The following is a 15257-nucleotide window of genomic DNA, read 5'->3' as shown; positions in this document are numbered from 1 at the left end:
GATGCCCGCTGAAATTTATGTAGACGGTGCAAGCGCCGGAAACCCGGGCCCGTCCGGTATCGGTATTTTTATTAAACATGACGGGAAAACAGAATCTTTCTCAATTCCGATCGGCGACCAATCAAATCAGGAAGCTGAATTTCTCGCTTTAATTGAAGGAATGAAGCTGTGTGCCGCCCGCGGATTTGAGTCCGTGTCATTCCGGACGGATTCGGATATCGTGGAGCGGGCCGCAGATCTTGAAGCGGTTAAAAACAAGGCTTTCCAGCCGTTTGTTGACGAAATCATCCGCTTAAAGGCCGAATTTCCATTGTTTTTCATTAAGTGGATTCCCGGCAGACAAAACCAAACAGCCGATCAGCTCGCAAAAAAAGCGATTCGGCTGAATAAATAACCGGAATGAAATTGCGTCTCACTGTTCATCCTACAAATGAGGTGAACAGCTATGAGAAAAGAAAATAAAGGCCGGCTGACCGGGGGCGTGAATCCTCAGGGAAATATGGAAGGAAATGCGCATAAAGACCCGAAATCAGCCCTTGAAAACAACGCAAAAAAAAGCAATACAAAACGCTAGAGGGATCAGCTGATCTCTCTGGCGTTCAGCTTTTCGAGCATCCTTTCAATTCCTTTTATCTGATGACGTCTGAGCATTAATGCCGCCTCTTCCATCTTTAATGAAAAAAGCGCTTCTTCAAGCGTACAGACTAACGGCACCTCGCAATGTATTTCAGCAAGCTGCCTTGACAGCTCCAATTCTTTCAAGCTTTGCTGAATTTTCGTTTGCTGGCCCTTCGGCAAGAGAGCGAGGCTTTCTAATAAGCTGTCTATGTTTTGATATTCACGGATCAGCTTGTACGCCGTTTTTTCCCCGATCCCTTTAACGCCGGGATAGTTATCGCTCGTGTCTCCCATCAGCGCCTTAATGTCAATCAGCGCTTTTGGCGGAACTCCCGTTTCTTCTCTGAATATCTCATCTGTATATACCTTATAATTGCCGATACCCTTTTGCAGCAGCGCTACTTGAACTTGATGATTCAGCAATTGAAGCAGATCTTTATCACCCGTTACAATCGTAATTTCCGCTTCCCCGGAAAATAGGGCAGAAAGCGTACCGATACAGTCATCCGCTTCATAGCCTTTTATGCCGATGTTTAAAAAACCGAGCTCTCGCGCTGCTTCTTTCGCTAGGTCAAATTGCGGAATCAGCTCTAGCGGCGGTTCGCTTCTGTTGGCCTTATAATCTTGAAACAAATCATTGCGGTACGTTTTGCTTCCCATATCCCAGCAGCAGACGACATGTGTGGGCTGAAACGTATCAACCGCCGTAATAAGATGCTTTAAAAAACCGTTGACGCCGTTTGTGGGAATTCCGTTTTCATTTATCATAAAATTGCGATGAACGGCCGTCGCGAAAAACGAGCGGAATAAAAGCGCCATGCCGTCAACGAGCAGTAATTTGTTATTCATATATCGAAACTCCTTTTTATTCAATGTTCCTATTTTACCAAAGAAGGCGGTAAAAAAACAGCATCCCCCCATTTGGAAGATGCTGCCGTCACGTTACTCACCGTGTCTTTTATTGCTTTCCATCAGCTTTTCAGCTTCACGGCCGGCATAAGAATCAAATTTCTGTCCGAAGCCGTTTTTCTTTTTGGCATTGTTATTCTGCTGAGCATTTCTGTTTCCCAGTTTTGTTCTGCCCATGGTCATATCCCCCTTTAGAGAAGATACGAATAGTATGTACAGCAAGCGCTGATGACACACGCGGCAGGTTCATCCATTACTGTCTGCTGACGAATTCTTTCACCATCTCTTCACTTACGAATCGTCTTTGCGGCACGATGCCCTTTTTCGCCAGCTGGTTCATTTTTGCGGTGATGCCATTGATGGCATCTGTCGTGAACGGTTTATTCTGTCTGCATTTTACAATGGCTTCTTCAATGGCCTGTTCACGCTCATAATCAAGCTGTACAAATGTTTTGACGTGCTGATGCTGTTTTGCGGAATGTGCTGAAATTGCTTTATGGACTTCTGACATAAAAGGTTTCATCTCGCTTTTTTCATTTTAGTCTACCACGACTGATATCTGCCCGCCAACCGGATTTTTAAATTTTCAGCATTTCATCTTTCTTTTTCCATGCTTTTTCGGCTTCGTAAAGGTGTTCAATTTCCCTTGCACTCGTATTTTCCGCAAGACCTTGTAAATAAGTGTCCCGCTGCTCGCGGATCTGGGACAGGCTTTTATCCGCCATTTCTTCTTGCAGACGGCGCACCTGCTCAGCATATCGCTCTGAAAGGCTTTCTTTCTCCTGCTCAAGCCACTTTTCTGTCACTTTTTGCAGGCTGAGCCTGAGCCCTTCTACAAACGCTGCTTTTCCGTTCTGTTCAAAAAACTGCTTCGGTGATTTAACTTCCTTTACGTGATGTGAGAATGCCGAGACGTCAATGACCGGAGCGACCTCTTTCAGCTGAACGGCAAATTCGTTTTCACCGCTGACATAAATGGAGAAATCTCCGTCTTCCATAAGCTTCTTCTGACAGTTTTCCATCCATTCCTCAGTCATATGGCGCTCAATAAAACCGGTCATCCGGATATCGAGCGTTTTCAGCTCTTGAATATATTCAAAACGGAATTCCTTGAGCGCTTCATTCAGCGCCGCTGATATATTTTGTTTCCAATCACCGTTTTGAAGACCCGGATGGAAGGCGGTTTTCAGCATATCATTCGCATAAAACGTCAGGCGATGTTTAATGTGATAGAGCTGTTCTTCCGTATCTTTCATCACTTTTCGAATGATGACCTCAGACGTACGGCGCTTTGAAATGTCACCGAGAGCTTTTTCATAGGAAGACTCCAGACGCTGTTTCTTTTTCTCTTTTTCTTCTGCCGACTGGTGAAGAGATTCGTGAAGCTGTTCCACCATACCGCACAATTTGTCCGCCTCTGTTTTCAGCTGGGCGCAGCTGGCCCTCATTACATCTTCCTCAATAAAGTGCTCAAGCCCGGTTCTTACATCAGAGAACCTGTTATAAAAAGCTTCTTTTTTACCCGCAAGCTCTTCTTTACTTGAGACATGATATAATTTCGGCCGGTTAATTCCCTCTTTTGAGAGTTCTGAGCGGACATAGTCTTTGACGGTTTCCAGCTCGCTTTCGGTTTTGGCCAGATCGGCGGCGTTAATGACAAAAAACATTTTATCCATGCCGAATGCTTCTTTGACGAGGCCGAGTTTCTTCAGAAAAGACCTGTCTCCTTTTGAAAAAGAATGCTGATAGTACGTCATATAAAAGAACGCTTCAGCATCTTTTATATATTGAAAGGCAAGCTCCGTATGGCGCTTATTTATACTGCTTGCTCCCGGCGTATCAACAATAGTGATGCCTTTTTGCGTGAGAGGCGAATCATAATACACGGTGACTTCTTTTACGCAGCAGGCCGTTTTTTCTTCGGCTGCGTACGGTTTTACATCTTCAACCGGCACCGTCAGTGTCAGCCTTTGACGGATCTGTACTTCGTACGTATCAAACGCCTGCAGCATCGTCTGAATCACCGGGATAAGTTCATCCGGAACTTTTCCCTTTTTAATGGCATAATTCCATCTCTCTTTCAGTGAACGCCCCTTTACATCAGCGTCTTTCAGCTCAGTCAGCTGAAGCATTTCAGCGTCCAGCTCCTCCTCCGTTTTAAAAACGATCTCCGCAGATTTATGCGGTTTGCCGTCTTGCGGTTTCGTTATTTTGTTGATCGTAGCCGTTGTGGGCGTCGGTGATGACGGAAGCACGTATTCACCGACAAGCGCATTTGCAAATGATGATTTACCGGAACTGAATCCGCCGAATAACGCCAAGGTAAACTGGCGGTTTTCAAGCCGCTCAATCCTGCTTCGAAAGGCTTCTGCCTGTTTTCCTAATATGCTCGAGGACTCAAGAATCCCGGCAAGTTCATAGAACCGATCAGTCTGCTCTTTTATAGAAAGTTCCTTCATCGCATTTTTTTCGGACTTGCTTACTTCATGCTGTACAGCCTCTTTTGGTTTCTCTTTTTGGACGGGCGCTTTCGCAAGGCGTTTTTTTCGCGTATACCAGTCGCCGCTTCCCGTATCACAAATCAATTCTTCTTCCCACAAAGCGCGGACTCGGGCTGCTTTTTCCAAGGCATTGCGTTCTTCTTTTGCCGATTGCGCGAGCTCATCCCTTATTTTCTTTTCTTTTTCGAGCCGGTTTTTCAAGTTCTCAATGAGCGGTCCGTTTTTTGTCTGAACATAAGCGGTCAGCTCCTCAATGAGTTCCGCTGTCTGTCTTTTGGCTTCCCTTCTGATCATTTCAGCGAGGTCTTTCGTATAAGTTAATACGTATTCAGATGAAAAGGCCGCTCCCTGCTTAAGGGCCTGAGCGGTGATATCATCAGAAAGCGGTGTACGGTACGCCTGGATTTTCCTGATCAGTTCGTCCGAATCCGCTTCATACCGCTTGGCCGCTTTCGTAAATGTGTCGATAATATGCCAATCCGCTTCCCCTTCCGTTCTTTTTTTAATATCGGCAAAAAATTCAGCACGCCTTCTTTCTTTTTCCGAAGCCGTTTTCGCTTTTGAAAAGAATAATCCGGTTTTAAATGAGGGCTGCTGTGATTCAATATAAGCAGATGCAAGCTCCCTCATCTCAAAGGGTGTCAGATTAGCGTTTTGCAATATGTTCTGCACGTCTTTTCTGATGTCTTTCTCTGCTGTTTCAGCCTGTTGAACGGCTTTTTTAAGCTCATCTTCAACAGAACGGACAAGTGCTTCTTGTTTGTCAAACTGCTCTCCGCTGCCGTTTTTATCATCTTTTATGAGCATCTCTGTATGCTCTTTGACTAAGTGTGCGACTTTTCTCTCCGTTAAGGACCATAAATTTGTTTTTGCCTGCTGTTTCAGCTTCTGCAGATGTTTTTTCAGCTGTTCCATGCCGTTTAAAGGATGGTCAGGCTCAGTGACAGACGTAAAGAAAAGCGATTCTTTCGGTATTCCCGCGTCTTCAAGCATATCTTCCACCTGCCTGCGGTACGCTTCAAACTTCGTTTCAGTTTCATCATGCCTGTCAATTTGGTTGACGATCAGAAACAAATTCGGAATACGGTCTTTGATGGAACTGAGAAACATCATATTTTCTTCTGAATGAACGTGATTATAATGAACGACGTAAAATAAAGCGTCAGCCTGATGGAGAACCGAAGCCGCAGATAAAAAATGCGCTTCGTCCGTCGAATCAATTCCCGGTGTGTCGATGTAGGCCGCATAAGGCTCTGACTCCTTAAAGCCGGCATAGACTTCCACCGTCTCAATTTGCTCACCATCTTTACAGAATTGCTGCACTTGTTCTTTATCGTAACTTCCTTTAATTTCTGCATAAGCCCCGTCCGTCGTATGAAGCACGACTTTATCTTCACCGTGCCGGATGACAACGAGGTTGGCGCTTGTGGGAATCGGGCTTGTCGGCAGTATGTCTTCACCGAGCAATGTGTTTAATAAAGAGGACTTTCCGGCCGAATAATGCCCGGTAAACGCGATATAAACCTCTTCATCAGCCGCTTTTTTCATAATGGCCGCGAGCTGATCGGCCCGTTTTTCATCCTGATGATCCAAAAATTGTGCGTATAAGGCACCCGTTCTGCTGAAAATCTCCCTGTTATGGCGTTCTTCTTCTGTCATGTGTCTTTACCCCTTTGTGTCTGTCGCATCAAATGACGTTTTCATTTTTAGAAAGCTCTGAAAAAAACCTCTCCCCCATTTTACACAAGAATGGCACACTTTTCTTCAGGAAACGCAAAAAAGCCGCCGATATCGGCAGCTGATAAAGAAAAAACACCCGCGGCAGGAAAAACCGCAGATGTTTAAGAAGACATCGATTTATTCGAAACTTTTTTCAATACGAAACCAATTAAAACACTGTATGTACAAACGGCTGCAAATAAAAATAACATTGTCATTTTCGGCACCACCTTGAATGAGAATCATTTTCATATTTATATCTTATCATGAGTGAGAATGATTTTCAATCTCTATTTTGCGGTGTTTTCTTCTAGCGCTTTCTCTTCGGCGCGAATCCTCACAGTGAGCATGCAGGCATTGAGAATCGAAAAGAGAAACAGTGTCCAATACGCTCCGTATAACAGCGGCAGAAAAATAAATTCTAAGATGACGACCGCGTAGTTCGGGTGTTTCATCCACCTGTACGGCCCCTTTCTGACAAGCTCCGCATCCGGCACGACAAGGATTTTCGTATTCCAATACCGTCCTAATGATAATAGCGCCCAATACCTGATCCCCTGTACAAATAAAATGATACATATAATGGCGGCCCACCTTGGAGAAAGCGTTTTTTGAAACGCCGCCACCTCAGCTGTAAGAGAGACAAAAAAGAGCACATGCATCAGGACGAGAAAGGGATAATGTCCTTCTCCGTATTCGACTGCGCCTTGCTTTTTCACCTTTTGCTCATTGCGCCGAGCCACGATCATCTCCGCAATCCGCTGGGCCGCAAGCAGCATGATAAACAGCCAAAACATTAAGAAGCCCCCTTTTCCCAGCCGAACAGCAAAAGCTCAGACGAAAATCCCGGCCCGAGAGCGCCGATCAGCCCTTTTTCGTTTTCTTTCTGCCGTCCGTGGAGCAACTGTTCTTTTATCACATGAAAAATAGTTGCGGAAGACATGTTCCCGTGTTTTTGCAGCACCTTCCGAGATGCCGCAAGCTGCCCAGTGTCCATTGAAAGACTCGTTAAATAGGCGTCAATGACCTTTTTCCCGCCTGGATGGGCAAGAAAGGTTTTAATGTCGTGAGGACTGACACCATATTCAAATAAAAATTCATCAACATTGTCCTTCAGCCACTGTGAAACCAGGGTGGGAATATCTCTTGAAAAAATGACTTGAAAACCGCTGTCGGTGAATTCCCAGCCCATCACATCTTCCGCATCCGGCATCATCACCGATTGAGTGGCGAATATCCGCGGAAGAAGCGGCTGTTTGACGTCGTTTCGGTTCGCCTTTTCTCCTCCGATTAGTACTGCGGCAATTCCGTCCGCAAACAGGGAAGTTCCGATTAAGTTGCTTTTTGACTTGTCGTTCGGCTGAAACGTTAAGCTGCAGAGTTCAGCCGCGATGACAAGCGCGTATGCTTCAGGATACGCGCGGCAGTATTCGTACGCCCTGGACAGGCCGGCCGCTCCGCCCGCGCATCCTAAACCCCAGATCGGTATCCGTTTTGTTTTCGCAGAAAACGGAAGCTGATTCATCACTTTCGCTTCAATGCTGGGTGTCGAAAGCCCGGTGCTGGAAATAAAAAAGATCGCATCCACTTTTTCATACGGAAAGGGATTTGTTAAACAATCCGGGTTTGTTAAACAATCAAGTGCCGCATCCGCACTGTGCTTGACGGTTTCTTCCGTATACAGCCGGTTTTTTTCTGAAAAACCCCGTGCCGTTTTATACCATTCAATCGGCCGGACAAACTGCCTTGATTCAATTTCGCCGTTTTGAAAGGCTTTTAACAGCCGGTCAATATCCTTAAATGAATCGGCAAACATCCCTCTCGCAAAATCCGCCGCCGTTTCTTGCGAGACATGATACTTCGGAATGCTCGTTCCGACAGATAACACATATGCCATGCCCATCACCTCTTTACATAAAGGTTTCCGCTTTTTTCCTGAATGTATGCATAAGTTTGAATCGAGAATTTCACTGACATGCCATTTTAATAGGAAATTGGCCCTTTTGAATAAGAAACCGTTCGACTATACTTGATCCATTCATAAAAAAAAGGTTGTGATAGGAATGCTGAAGCCTGTCATTCTTAAAGGGTCACTCGTTCAGTTAGAGCCGCTGGCGATTGATCACACTCAGGCACTTTGTGACGCTGCTTCAGAAAATAGGACGACTTACGCTTACACCCATGTTCCTGACGGAATCGAAGAAACAAAGCGTTATATTGAGCGCGCGCTTTCCGATTATGAAAAAAGACTTGCATTGCCTTTTGCAGTACGGAGTCTTGAAACAGACCGAATCGTCGGGAGCACGAGGTTTATGGATGCGGAAGTGTTTACGCGGCCGACAGATGCATCTCCGGAAGTGTGTGAGATCGGCAGCACTTGGTATGCCTCTGCCGTGCAGCGGACCGGTGTCAATACGGAATGTAAACTTCTGATGCTGACCCATGCGTTTGACGTGTGGCAAGCTGTCAGGGTGACGCTGAAAACCGACGTTCGCAACCAGCGCTCACGGACTGCGATTTTGCGGATCGGAGCCCAATTTGAAGGGATCCGCCGCGCACACATTCCGGCTGTCGACGGCGGCCTCAGAGATACCGCCTACTACTCCATCCTTCGGGAGGAATGGCCTTATATCCGGCAAAACCTTTCTGGCCGGCTCAAAGCATATAACTGAAAAACCTGCCGATATACGGCAGGTTTTTTTACATATTCGGATCATAGACGTATAAATTGAGATCGATCCGTCCGTCTGACGTGACCGCTACCCCCTCAGCTTCAAGAGACAGCTTCTGTACGGAAAACATCTCTTCATCTCTCAATCCGATTTCGCCCTTTGCATTGATGACCCTGTGCCAAGGAAGATGATGCTTTTTACTCATGGAGTGAAGAATCCGCACAACCTGCCTCGCTCCCCGCGGACTTCCCGCAAGACCGGCAATTTGACCATACGTCATCACTTTTCCTTCAGGTATCTGTTTGATAATGGCTACCGCCCGTGCCGTAAATGTCATGCAACTCCTCATTTCGCAAGAGCAGATGATTTTTGAGAAAATCAGCTACTTCCTGATCTTATTTTTATAGATGATAATTGCTTCATCATCATACTTATTTCAACTCTGCGTTTAAATAGATTATCTGTTTGTTCACAAAAAATTAACAAAGATAAGCATGTACTTATTTAACATAATATGTAATAATACAATTGTATTAAAAAAAGAAAAGGAGTGTTTACAATGAAAATGAAAAAAACTTTAGCCGGCTCAGCCCTATCACTCGCTTTACTCTGTTCTGCCGCCCCTGCTTTTGCCGCAGGTCCTGCTGATACACCTTCTGCAGAAAGTAAAACGAAGGAAGTATCTGCTTTGGCGACGTTCATACTTAATGGTTCTGGCCCTGATTATCCTACTTCAATTTACCGGAATGGAATCACCTATTATTTAGACAACATCACCTTCCATGGTGCTGATGGCACTTGGACAGCCGTCTACAAAAGCTGATTTTTCATGACGGGCGGAAAGTTTGTCTTAAGTAATAACTAAAAAAAATCCGTATGTTACCGTGCAGATGAGAGAATAAATGATTGCTAACATGTATCTAAGAAGTGTCAAAATTGAAAATTATGACAGATTCTGTATTATCTCTTGCTCTACTTGTATCAGCATCTCCTGCTTTTGCAACTGCTGGACGGTATCAACAATTGGTATCTAAAAGGAGTTTCTTTCTGGAACGGAATCTGGTATGGGAATGATGAGCGCTGTTACGAATATGAAGGGGCTCTGTCCCCTTTTTTTAGTTTCACTGACCTTAATAATTGATCGATATATATGCCACTTTAGAAACTAATGGACAATTAGGCTACGAATTAAAAGATGACTGTAAGCCTTTAACCATCAAAGATCTTAAAAATGTGATCGATCCAAAATGTCTTAACAAAGAGCCTCGGCCTCAAAAAGATGATCAAGCCAATATATTCGAGGAAATCAAAAAACATCAGACTCAGCACAAGCCAAAAAATCTTGAATAATTCGCTGATTAGTAAAGCCTTTTGTTATTCAAAACCGAAGCCGAATCAGCCCGTTAACCGCCGAGCATTTTTACCGAAACCGGTTTACAAGAAACAAAAAAAGCATCTGAAGCAGATGCCTTTTTTCAATCGATATTGCGACGATGAAAAGAGTCGGCAACCCCCGTATTTTCCGACGAGGCCCTTGTATGCGCCTGAATATGCTTTTCAGCCGCCTATCCCTACCGCCGGGCTTAGCCATAATGTTAATCAGTTTCTTTTTTTAAAATCATTGATTAATTGATCAGTCGTTAATATTGTGGCGAATTCATCATGCAATGTTGCCAGAGATATATTGTGAATAGTCTCTGCATCATAATATGTATCATTTTGGTCTCTCATTCCAAAGGCTGCTGTTGCATCTGAAATCAGGTATGTATCAAATCCTAAATTACCGCTCATCCTTGTAGTTGTTGAAACACAGTGCGGCGTAGTCAAGCCAGTGATTACGACAGTTGTTATATCATTTGCTTTTAAAAGCTCTTCTAGATTAGTACCAATAAAGCTGCTGTTTACTTTCTTGGTTATAATGACTTCTTTATCCATAGGTTTAACGATTTCCTTTATAGCAACCCCCTCATTTTTTGGATAAAATAAAGAACCAGGTTTATCAGAAATATGTTGTATGTATATGACTGTCCATCCTTTTTCTCTCCATAATTTCAGTATTTTGCTGATATTTTCTTCCGCCTTTACGTTATTTCGTTCTCCCCACTTTTTATCATCAAAGGCTTTTTGTACATCCACAATGATTAAAGCTTTTTTCTTTTCTGCCATCAGATAACCTCCTATATTGAAAATTCTTATTTATAACATTTTAAATAAAGATTTTACTTTTGTACAATTGTTTCAGTGTTAAATTTCATATCGCACCTTCCCCGTTGGAAAAGCGCTGGAATAGCTAAAGCAAACAACTCACTCAAAGGCTGCAGCTCACCAAAGGCCAGCAATAATCAACTCTTTTTCTCTATATGCTTATCAATATCCTGACATAAACCGCAACAGTGAATGAGAGGATCGCCCCTAACTAAATTCACGCTCACAAAATATTAACAAAAAAACCCTTGGTTATTTTTGTATTGTATGAAATAATACAAGTGTATTAAAAAATAAAGGAGTGTTTTAAATGAAATTGAAAAAAGTTTTAACTGGTTCTGCCTTGTCTTTCGCTTTACTCGTTTCCGCTGCCCCTGCTTTTGCATCCAGCCCTGGCAATACAAATAGCGACTCAACTCAAACAAAATTTTCGACACAAGCAACCAAAGATTCCTTTACAATGGATTACCTTCATAGATGGGATATCCCAAATACAACTGTTAAGAATGGTGTTACATATTACCTTAAGAAAGTAGAGATAATCGAAGGGTTCTATCGCGCAACTTTTGAAGGATGGATTAATTAAAAGAAGGGGCATTCCCTTCTTTTCACTCTCTTTTGTAAGGATCTGTGCACAAAATACTCGTTCACGTACATATAGTGCGGGACGGTTTTTCGGCGAAATAAGGCGGATGCCTCATCACTCAATTTAGTTTCTTTTTCAAAAAATGAAAGAGGATGCCTCACAAAAAGTTCAGCAAACTTTCGGAAGCATCCTCGATCTCGGGATTTCATAAAGAAATGTTATTAAAATGTTATTTTTTAAGAAAAACGGGTGACTAACCCTCTTGAACCCTTGTCACATCAAGGGTTTTTTTCGTTTTAGGAATCATATTATAAACAATATTCAAAATCACGGCGGTAAAGCTTCCGGCGACGATTCCGTTTGTGGTCAGCAGATTTAAGTAAGACGGCAAGTGCTTAAACATATCGGGAACGACGGTTACACCGAGTCCCAATCCGACCGAACACGCGACGATCAGAAGGTTTTCCTGCTTTTTAAAGTCAATTTGACTGAGCATTTTAATGCCATAGGAAATGACCATGCCGAACATGGCCACCATCGCGCCTCCCAATACCGAAGACGGGATGATGGTCGTGAAGGCTGCGATTTTCGGAAAAAGGCCGAAGAGCATTAAAAGTGCACCCGTGACACCGATGACCGCGTTTTTCTTAATTCCCGTCAGCTGGACGAGGCCGACGTTTTGGGAATAAGCCGTGTACGGAAAAGCATTAAAAATGCCGCTGATGAATACCGCCAGGCCTTCCGCGCGGTAGCCTTTTGCTAAATCACGTTCAGACAGGCGCCGGTTTGTCAGGTCACCGAGAGCGAAATAGACGCCGGTTGACTCAACAAGGCTGACAATGGCAACGATGGACATCGTAATAATCGGTGCCGCATGAAATGTCGGCGTCCCGAAGTAAAACGGTTTAATCATTTGAATTGCGTCAGCATTCGCCACATTGTCAAATTGCACTTTTCCCATAAAATAAGCGATGGCCGTCCCGATGAAAATGCCGATTAAAATCGAAATGGATTTCAAAAATCCTTTTGTAAACCGATAAAGCAGCACGATGATGACGAGCACCGTAAATCCGAGGGCAAGGTTAGACGGATCACCGAAATCCTCGCTGCCTTCCCCGCCGGCAATATGATTCATCGCGACCGGCATTAAGGTCATCCCGATAATCGTCACGACAGATCCGGTTACGACAGGCGGGAAAAACGATACGAGCTTACCGAAGAAAAACGACAGCAGAATGACAAGCAGACCCGATGCCAAAATGCTTCCATAAATGGCTGAAATCCCGTACTCCTTACCGATGGAAATAATCGGCGCTACCGCGGTGAACGTACAGCCGAGCACAACGGGCAAGCCGATGCCGAAAAATTTATTCCTCCATACTTGAAGCAGCGTAGCCGCCCCGCACATAAAAATATCAATTGATACGAGATATGTCAGCTGTTCTGCGTTCAGTCCCAATGCCGCTCCTACAATTAAAGGAACGACGACGGCGCCGGCATACATGGCAAGCACGTGCTGGATACCGAGGGAAAGTGTTTTGGCATAGCCGTTTTTCATGAACGGACCTCCTGTACAAATGTCACTTTTCCGTCTTCAAGCGATTGAATTCTCGCCAGCGATTCGACCCGGCATCCTTTTTTCACCAGCTCATCTCTTCCCGGCTGAAATGACTTTTCAATGACGATTCCGATCCCGCAAACCTCTGCGCCTGCTTGTTTTACGATGGATAAAAGCCCTTCTGCCGCCTGTCCGTTCGCTAAAAAGTCGTCAATGATTAACACGCGGTCTTCTTTCGACAGATGATTTCCGGAGATTGCAATCTGACTTTCTGTTTTTTTCGTGAAAGAATAGACGGATGCCGTCAGCAGATCTTCCGTTAATGTGAGAGACTTCCTTTTTCTCGCAAAGATGACGGGAACGCCGAGTTCAAGGCCGGCCATCACCGCAGGGGCAATGCCCGAAGATTCAATTGTGACGATTTTGGTTATCTCGTCTTTTTCAAAACGGCGCGCAAATTCCCGGCCGATCTGCTGCATGAGAACCGGATCAATTTGATGGTTTAAAAAAGAATCCACTTTCAGCACTTGATCAGAAAGAACAATTCCGTCTTCTGCTATTTTTCGTTTTAATGCTTCCACAATGATTACCCCCGCTTATAAAAAATAAAAAAAGCATTGCCCGCTCTCAATAAAAAGAGCAAGCAATGCCGAATGATCTACACGCAACGGCCGAATAAAGCCGTTCCATTGCTCACTCATAGTCGGACATTTACGGTGACCGGTAGAAACTTGCGTGCCATATCCACGCGATTATATGAGTGTTCGTATGATATTAATCAAATTATAACAAGATACACTTCTTTTGCATAGTGAAATTTGAATATTTCCGAACTTTTACAAAGAATTGGTTTTCGATTATTCGTCTTTTTAGAATTTTTAGAAAAACACCCGGTGTATACCAGGTGTTTCGTTTATAAATATAAATTTGAATATTTACCGACGAGATACTCAATGAGATATTGAACGTTCAGCTCTTCTCCCGTTGCATCTTTTATGATGTCAAGCGGCATTTTGCGTCTTCCGTGCTGATGAACCTTTTCTGTCAGCCATTGTTTGATCGGCTCAAAGTCGCCCCGTTCTATTAATTGATCAAATTCAGGCAGATCGTCAAGCATGGTATGCTTCAGCTGTGCCGCATACATATATCCGAGCGCATAGGAAGGGAAATAGCCGAAATCGCCGCCCGCCCAATGTACGTCCTGCAAAATGCCTTTTGCGTCAGATGGCGGCGTAATGCCTAAATAATCATGATATTTTTGATTCCACAATGCAGGCAGTTCTTCCACTGTCACTTCATTACTGAAAATTGCTTTTTCAATTTCATAACGGATAATAATATGAAGCGGATATGTCAGCTCATCGGCTTCAATTCGGATAAAGGTCGGTTTCGCCTCGTTGACAGCGCGTACAAAATCTTCTCTTTTCACATCTTGAAATTGATCAGGCGAAGCCTCAACCATTTTTTCATAATAGGCGGTCCAGAAATGTTGATTTCTGGCGATAAAGTTTTCATAAAATAACGATTGGGATTCATGAATTCCCATGGATGCACCGTCAGATAAGTTCGTTCCGCTCAGCGCTTCGTCAATATTCTGCTCGTAGATCGCATGCCCGCATTCATGAATCGTTCCGAAAATTGCCGTGCGGAAATCGTTTTCGTCATATCTGGTCGTCACCCGCACATCGCCCCGGTTGATTGTCGTCGCAAACGGATGCACCGTCTCGTCTAGGCGGCCGCCGTCAAAATCATACCCGAACTCTTTTAAGAAATACAAGGAGAGGTCTCTTTGTTGTTCTTTCGGAAACGTTTTCGTTATAAAGGAAGTGTCCGGTTTATTGCCGGATTCCGTCACTTTTTTGATAAGCGGAATGATCGCTTCCTTCAATTCAGAAAACAGCTGATCCAGCACCTTTACCGTAACACCCGGTTCGAAAATATCGAGCAATGCGTTGTACGGATGATCTTCATAGCCCCAATACGAAATAAACCGCTTATTAAAATTAATCAGCTTCTCAAGGTACGGAGCAAACATAGAGAAATCAGAGGCCGCCTTTGCATCCTCCCAAGCCGTTTCAGCTTTCGATGTTAAAATGACATATTCTTTATACTCATCTTCAGGAATTTTTTTATTATGATCATAATCTTTTTTCGCAAGTTCCGCCGCTTTCACTGTATCTTCAGGCAGCTCTTCTGCATGCGCGAGAAGGATGTCGATCAGCTCTTTCATCCGGTCGGATGTCTGGATTTGAAAAACGTCAGCCGACAGCTGTCCGATGCTTTCCGCCCGGTCATCAGAGCCTTTTTTCGGGGCTCCCGTTCTTAAGTCCCAATGCATAAGTGCAATGGCTTCGACATAGTGGGATACTCTTTTTAACAGATCAAAAAACTCTTTTTCATATGTATGTAAATCCATATCCGTTTCCCTCCCTTTTCACTATCAATTACAGGCTAATGGAATGCCGTGATAAAGTCAACTTCCCGGATTT

Annotated in this window: 17 protein-coding genes and 1 riboswitch; of the genes, 5 read left to right on the top strand and 12 right to left on the bottom strand. The window is 44.0% G+C overall.

Annotated elements, in window-relative coordinates; genetic code table 11:
• The first annotated feature begins 1 nt into the window (after nt 1).
• Both ACNFN4_RS04690 and sspL read left to right on the top strand, forming a co-directional pair.
• A complete protein-coding gene (locus tag ACNFN4_RS04690; RefSeq protein WP_039255083.1) occupies nt 2-394 on the top strand; it encodes a reverse transcriptase-like protein in 393 nt (130 codons plus the stop codon).
• Between the two features lie 51 nt (nt 395-445).
• Nucleotides 446-574: a small, acid-soluble spore protein L gene (gene sspL / locus ACNFN4_RS04685; protein WP_003153575.1), complete on the top strand. Its 129-nt coding sequence runs from the start codon at nt 446-448 to the stop codon at nt 572-574.
• A 5-nt stretch (nt 575-579) separates the two neighbouring features.
• Here sspL and ACNFN4_RS04680 read toward each other — a convergent pair whose 3' ends face one another.
• The 7 genes from ACNFN4_RS04680 to ACNFN4_RS04650 form a co-directional block, all read right to left on the bottom strand.
• Nucleotides 580-1467, bottom strand: a complete 888-nt coding sequence (locus ACNFN4_RS04680; RefSeq protein WP_020955969.1) for a 5'-3' exonuclease — start codon at nt 1465-1467, stop codon at nt 580-582.
• A gap of 93 nt (nt 1468-1560) precedes the next feature.
• Entirely contained in the window at nt 1561-1704 is a 144-nt protein-coding gene (locus ACNFN4_RS04675) for a hypothetical protein (protein WP_017418007.1), read from the bottom strand.
• Nucleotides 1705-1780: 76 nt separating this feature from the next.
• Nucleotides 1781-2038, bottom strand: coding sequence for a YpbS family protein (locus tag ACNFN4_RS04670; RefSeq protein WP_012117818.1), 258 nt, complete (start codon nt 2036-2038; stop codon nt 1781-1783).
• A gap of 67 nt (nt 2039-2105) precedes the next feature.
• The gene (locus ACNFN4_RS04665; protein WP_448200020.1) at nt 2106-5687 is read right to left on the bottom strand and encodes a dynamin family protein; all 3582 of its coding nucleotides are present in this window, start codon (nt 5685-5687) and stop codon (nt 2106-2108) included.
• A gap of 182 nt (nt 5688-5869) precedes the next feature.
• Nucleotides 5870-5965 (bottom strand): Fur-regulated basic protein FbpC, encoded by a 96-nt coding sequence (fbpC, locus tag ACNFN4_RS04660; RefSeq protein WP_025284905.1) that lies wholly within the window; start codon nt 5963-5965, stop codon nt 5870-5872.
• 72 nt (nt 5966-6037) lie between these two features.
• Nucleotides 6038-6544, bottom strand: a complete 507-nt coding sequence (locus ACNFN4_RS04655; RefSeq protein ID WP_003153565.1) for an isoprenylcysteine carboxyl methyltransferase family protein — start codon at nt 6542-6544, stop codon at nt 6038-6040.
• Entirely contained in the window at nt 6544-7644 is a 1101-nt protein-coding gene (locus ACNFN4_RS04650) for a type III polyketide synthase (RefSeq protein WP_182071776.1), read from the bottom strand. The genes ACNFN4_RS04655 and ACNFN4_RS04650 overlap by 1 nt, the downstream gene beginning before the upstream one ends.
• A 166-nt stretch (nt 7645-7810) precedes the next feature.
• Between ACNFN4_RS04650 and ACNFN4_RS04645 the strand changes: the two genes are divergently transcribed.
• Nucleotides 7811-8419 (top strand): GNAT family N-acetyltransferase, encoded by a 609-nt coding sequence (locus ACNFN4_RS04645; protein ID WP_014418173.1) that lies wholly within the window; start codon nt 7811-7813, stop codon nt 8417-8419.
• Between the two features lie 28 nt (nt 8420-8447).
• Here the strand turns inward: ACNFN4_RS04645 and ACNFN4_RS04640 are convergent, their stop codons facing one another.
• The gene (locus tag ACNFN4_RS04640; RefSeq protein ID WP_014418174.1) at nt 8448-8756 is read right to left on the bottom strand and encodes an MGMT family protein; all 309 of its coding nucleotides are present in this window, start codon (nt 8754-8756) and stop codon (nt 8448-8450) included.
• A gap of 222 nt (nt 8757-8978) precedes the next feature.
• Between ACNFN4_RS04640 and ACNFN4_RS04635 the strand changes: the two genes are divergently transcribed.
• Nucleotides 8979-9242: a hypothetical protein gene (locus ACNFN4_RS04635; protein ID WP_017418009.1), complete on the top strand. Its 264-nt coding sequence runs from the start codon at nt 8979-8981 to the stop codon at nt 9240-9242.
• A 776-nt stretch (nt 9243-10018) separates the two neighbouring features.
• Here ACNFN4_RS04635 and ACNFN4_RS04630 read toward each other — a convergent pair.
• Nucleotides 10019-10585, bottom strand: coding sequence for a cysteine hydrolase family protein (locus ACNFN4_RS04630; RefSeq protein WP_014418176.1), 567 nt, complete (start codon nt 10583-10585; stop codon nt 10019-10021).
• Between the two features lie 349 nt (nt 10586-10934).
• Here ACNFN4_RS04630 and ACNFN4_RS04625 point away from each other — a divergent pair, with 349 nt between their 5' ends.
• Nucleotides 10935-11210: a hypothetical protein gene (locus ACNFN4_RS04625; RefSeq protein ID WP_448200019.1), complete on the top strand. Its 276-nt coding sequence runs from the start codon at nt 10935-10937 to the stop codon at nt 11208-11210.
• A gap of 253 nt (nt 11211-11463) precedes the next feature.
• On the opposite strand, the gene pbuX is transcribed toward ACNFN4_RS04625, so the two are convergent.
• From pbuX to ACNFN4_RS04610, 3 genes are all read right to left on the bottom strand, one after another.
• The gene (pbuX, locus tag ACNFN4_RS04620; RefSeq protein ID WP_014418222.1) at nt 11464-12768 is read right to left on the bottom strand and encodes a xanthine permease PbuX; all 1305 of its coding nucleotides are present in this window, start codon (nt 12766-12768) and stop codon (nt 11464-11466) included.
• Nucleotides 12765-13349, bottom strand: coding sequence for a xanthine phosphoribosyltransferase (xpt, locus tag ACNFN4_RS04615; protein WP_014418223.1), 585 nt, complete (start codon nt 13347-13349; stop codon nt 12765-12767). The genes pbuX and xpt overlap by 4 nt, the downstream gene beginning before the upstream one ends.
• A 99-nt stretch (nt 13350-13448) precedes the next feature.
• A riboswitch (purine riboswitch) is annotated at nt 13449-13548 on the bottom strand.
• A 133-nt stretch (nt 13549-13681) separates the two neighbouring features.
• Nucleotides 13682-15184, bottom strand: a complete 1503-nt coding sequence (locus ACNFN4_RS04610; protein WP_014418224.1) for a carboxypeptidase M32 — start codon at nt 15182-15184, stop codon at nt 13682-13684.
• Between the last annotated feature and the right edge of the window lie 73 nt (nt 15185-15257).

Source organism: Bacillus sp. N1(2025), from assembly GCF_053470005.1.
The sequence above is the reverse complement of the archived record's forward strand: the minus strand, read 5'-3'. Positions and strand labels throughout refer to the sequence as shown.

Bases quoted from the DNA above. Each gene is read 5' to 3' on its own strand.
- ACNFN4_RS04670 (WP_012117818.1), bottom strand. From the start codon at position 2,038: ATGTCAGAAGTCCATAAAGCAATTTCAGCACATTCCGCAAAACAGCAT.
- ACNFN4_RS04630 (WP_014418176.1), bottom strand. From the start codon at position 10,585: ATGGCAGAAAAGAAAAAAGCTTTAATCATTGTGGATGTACAAAAAGCC.
- ACNFN4_RS04635 (WP_017418009.1), top strand. From the start codon at position 8,979: ATGAAAATGAAAAAAACTTTAGCCGGCTCAGCCCTATCACTCGCTTTA.
- ACNFN4_RS04645 (WP_014418173.1), top strand. From the start codon at position 7,811: ATGCTGAAGCCTGTCATTCTTAAAGGGTCACTCGTTCAGTTAGAGCCG.
- ACNFN4_RS04650 (WP_182071776.1), bottom strand. From the start codon at position 7,644: ATGGCATATGTGTTATCTGTCGGAACGAGCATTCCGAAGTATCATGTC.
- ACNFN4_RS04675 (WP_017418007.1), bottom strand. From the start codon at position 1,704: ATGGGCAGAACAAAACTGGGAAACAGAAATGCTCAGCAGAATAACAAT.
- ACNFN4_RS04680 (WP_020955969.1), bottom strand. From the start codon at position 1,467: ATGAATAACAAATTACTGCTCGTTGACGGCATGGCGCTTTTATTCCGC.
- fbpC (WP_025284905.1), bottom strand. From the start codon at position 5,965: ATGACAATGTTATTTTTATTTGCAGCCGTTTGTACATACAGTGTTTTA.
- ACNFN4_RS04665 (WP_448200020.1), bottom strand. From the start codon at position 5,687: ATGACAGAAGAAGAACGCCATAACAGGGAGATTTTCAGCAGAACGGGT.
- sspL (WP_003153575.1), top strand. From the start codon at position 446: ATGAGAAAAGAAAATAAAGGCCGGCTGACCGGGGGCGTGAATCCTCAG.
- ACNFN4_RS04690 (WP_039255083.1), top strand. From the start codon at position 2: ATGCCCGCTGAAATTTATGTAGACGGTGCAAGCGCCGGAAACCCGGGC.
- ACNFN4_RS04610 (WP_014418224.1), bottom strand. From the start codon at position 15,184: ATGGATTTACATACATATGAAAAAGAGTTTTTTGATCTGTTAAAAAGA.
- ACNFN4_RS04625 (WP_448200019.1), top strand. From the start codon at position 10,935: ATGAAATTGAAAAAAGTTTTAACTGGTTCTGCCTTGTCTTTCGCTTTA.
- ACNFN4_RS04640 (WP_014418174.1), bottom strand. From the start codon at position 8,756: ATGACATTTACGGCACGGGCGGTAGCCATTATCAAACAGATACCTGAA.
- pbuX (WP_014418222.1), bottom strand. From the start codon at position 12,768: ATGAAAAACGGCTATGCCAAAACACTTTCCCTCGGTATCCAGCACGTG.
- ACNFN4_RS04655 (WP_003153565.1), bottom strand. From the start codon at position 6,544: ATGTTTTGGCTGTTTATCATGCTGCTTGCGGCCCAGCGGATTGCGGAG.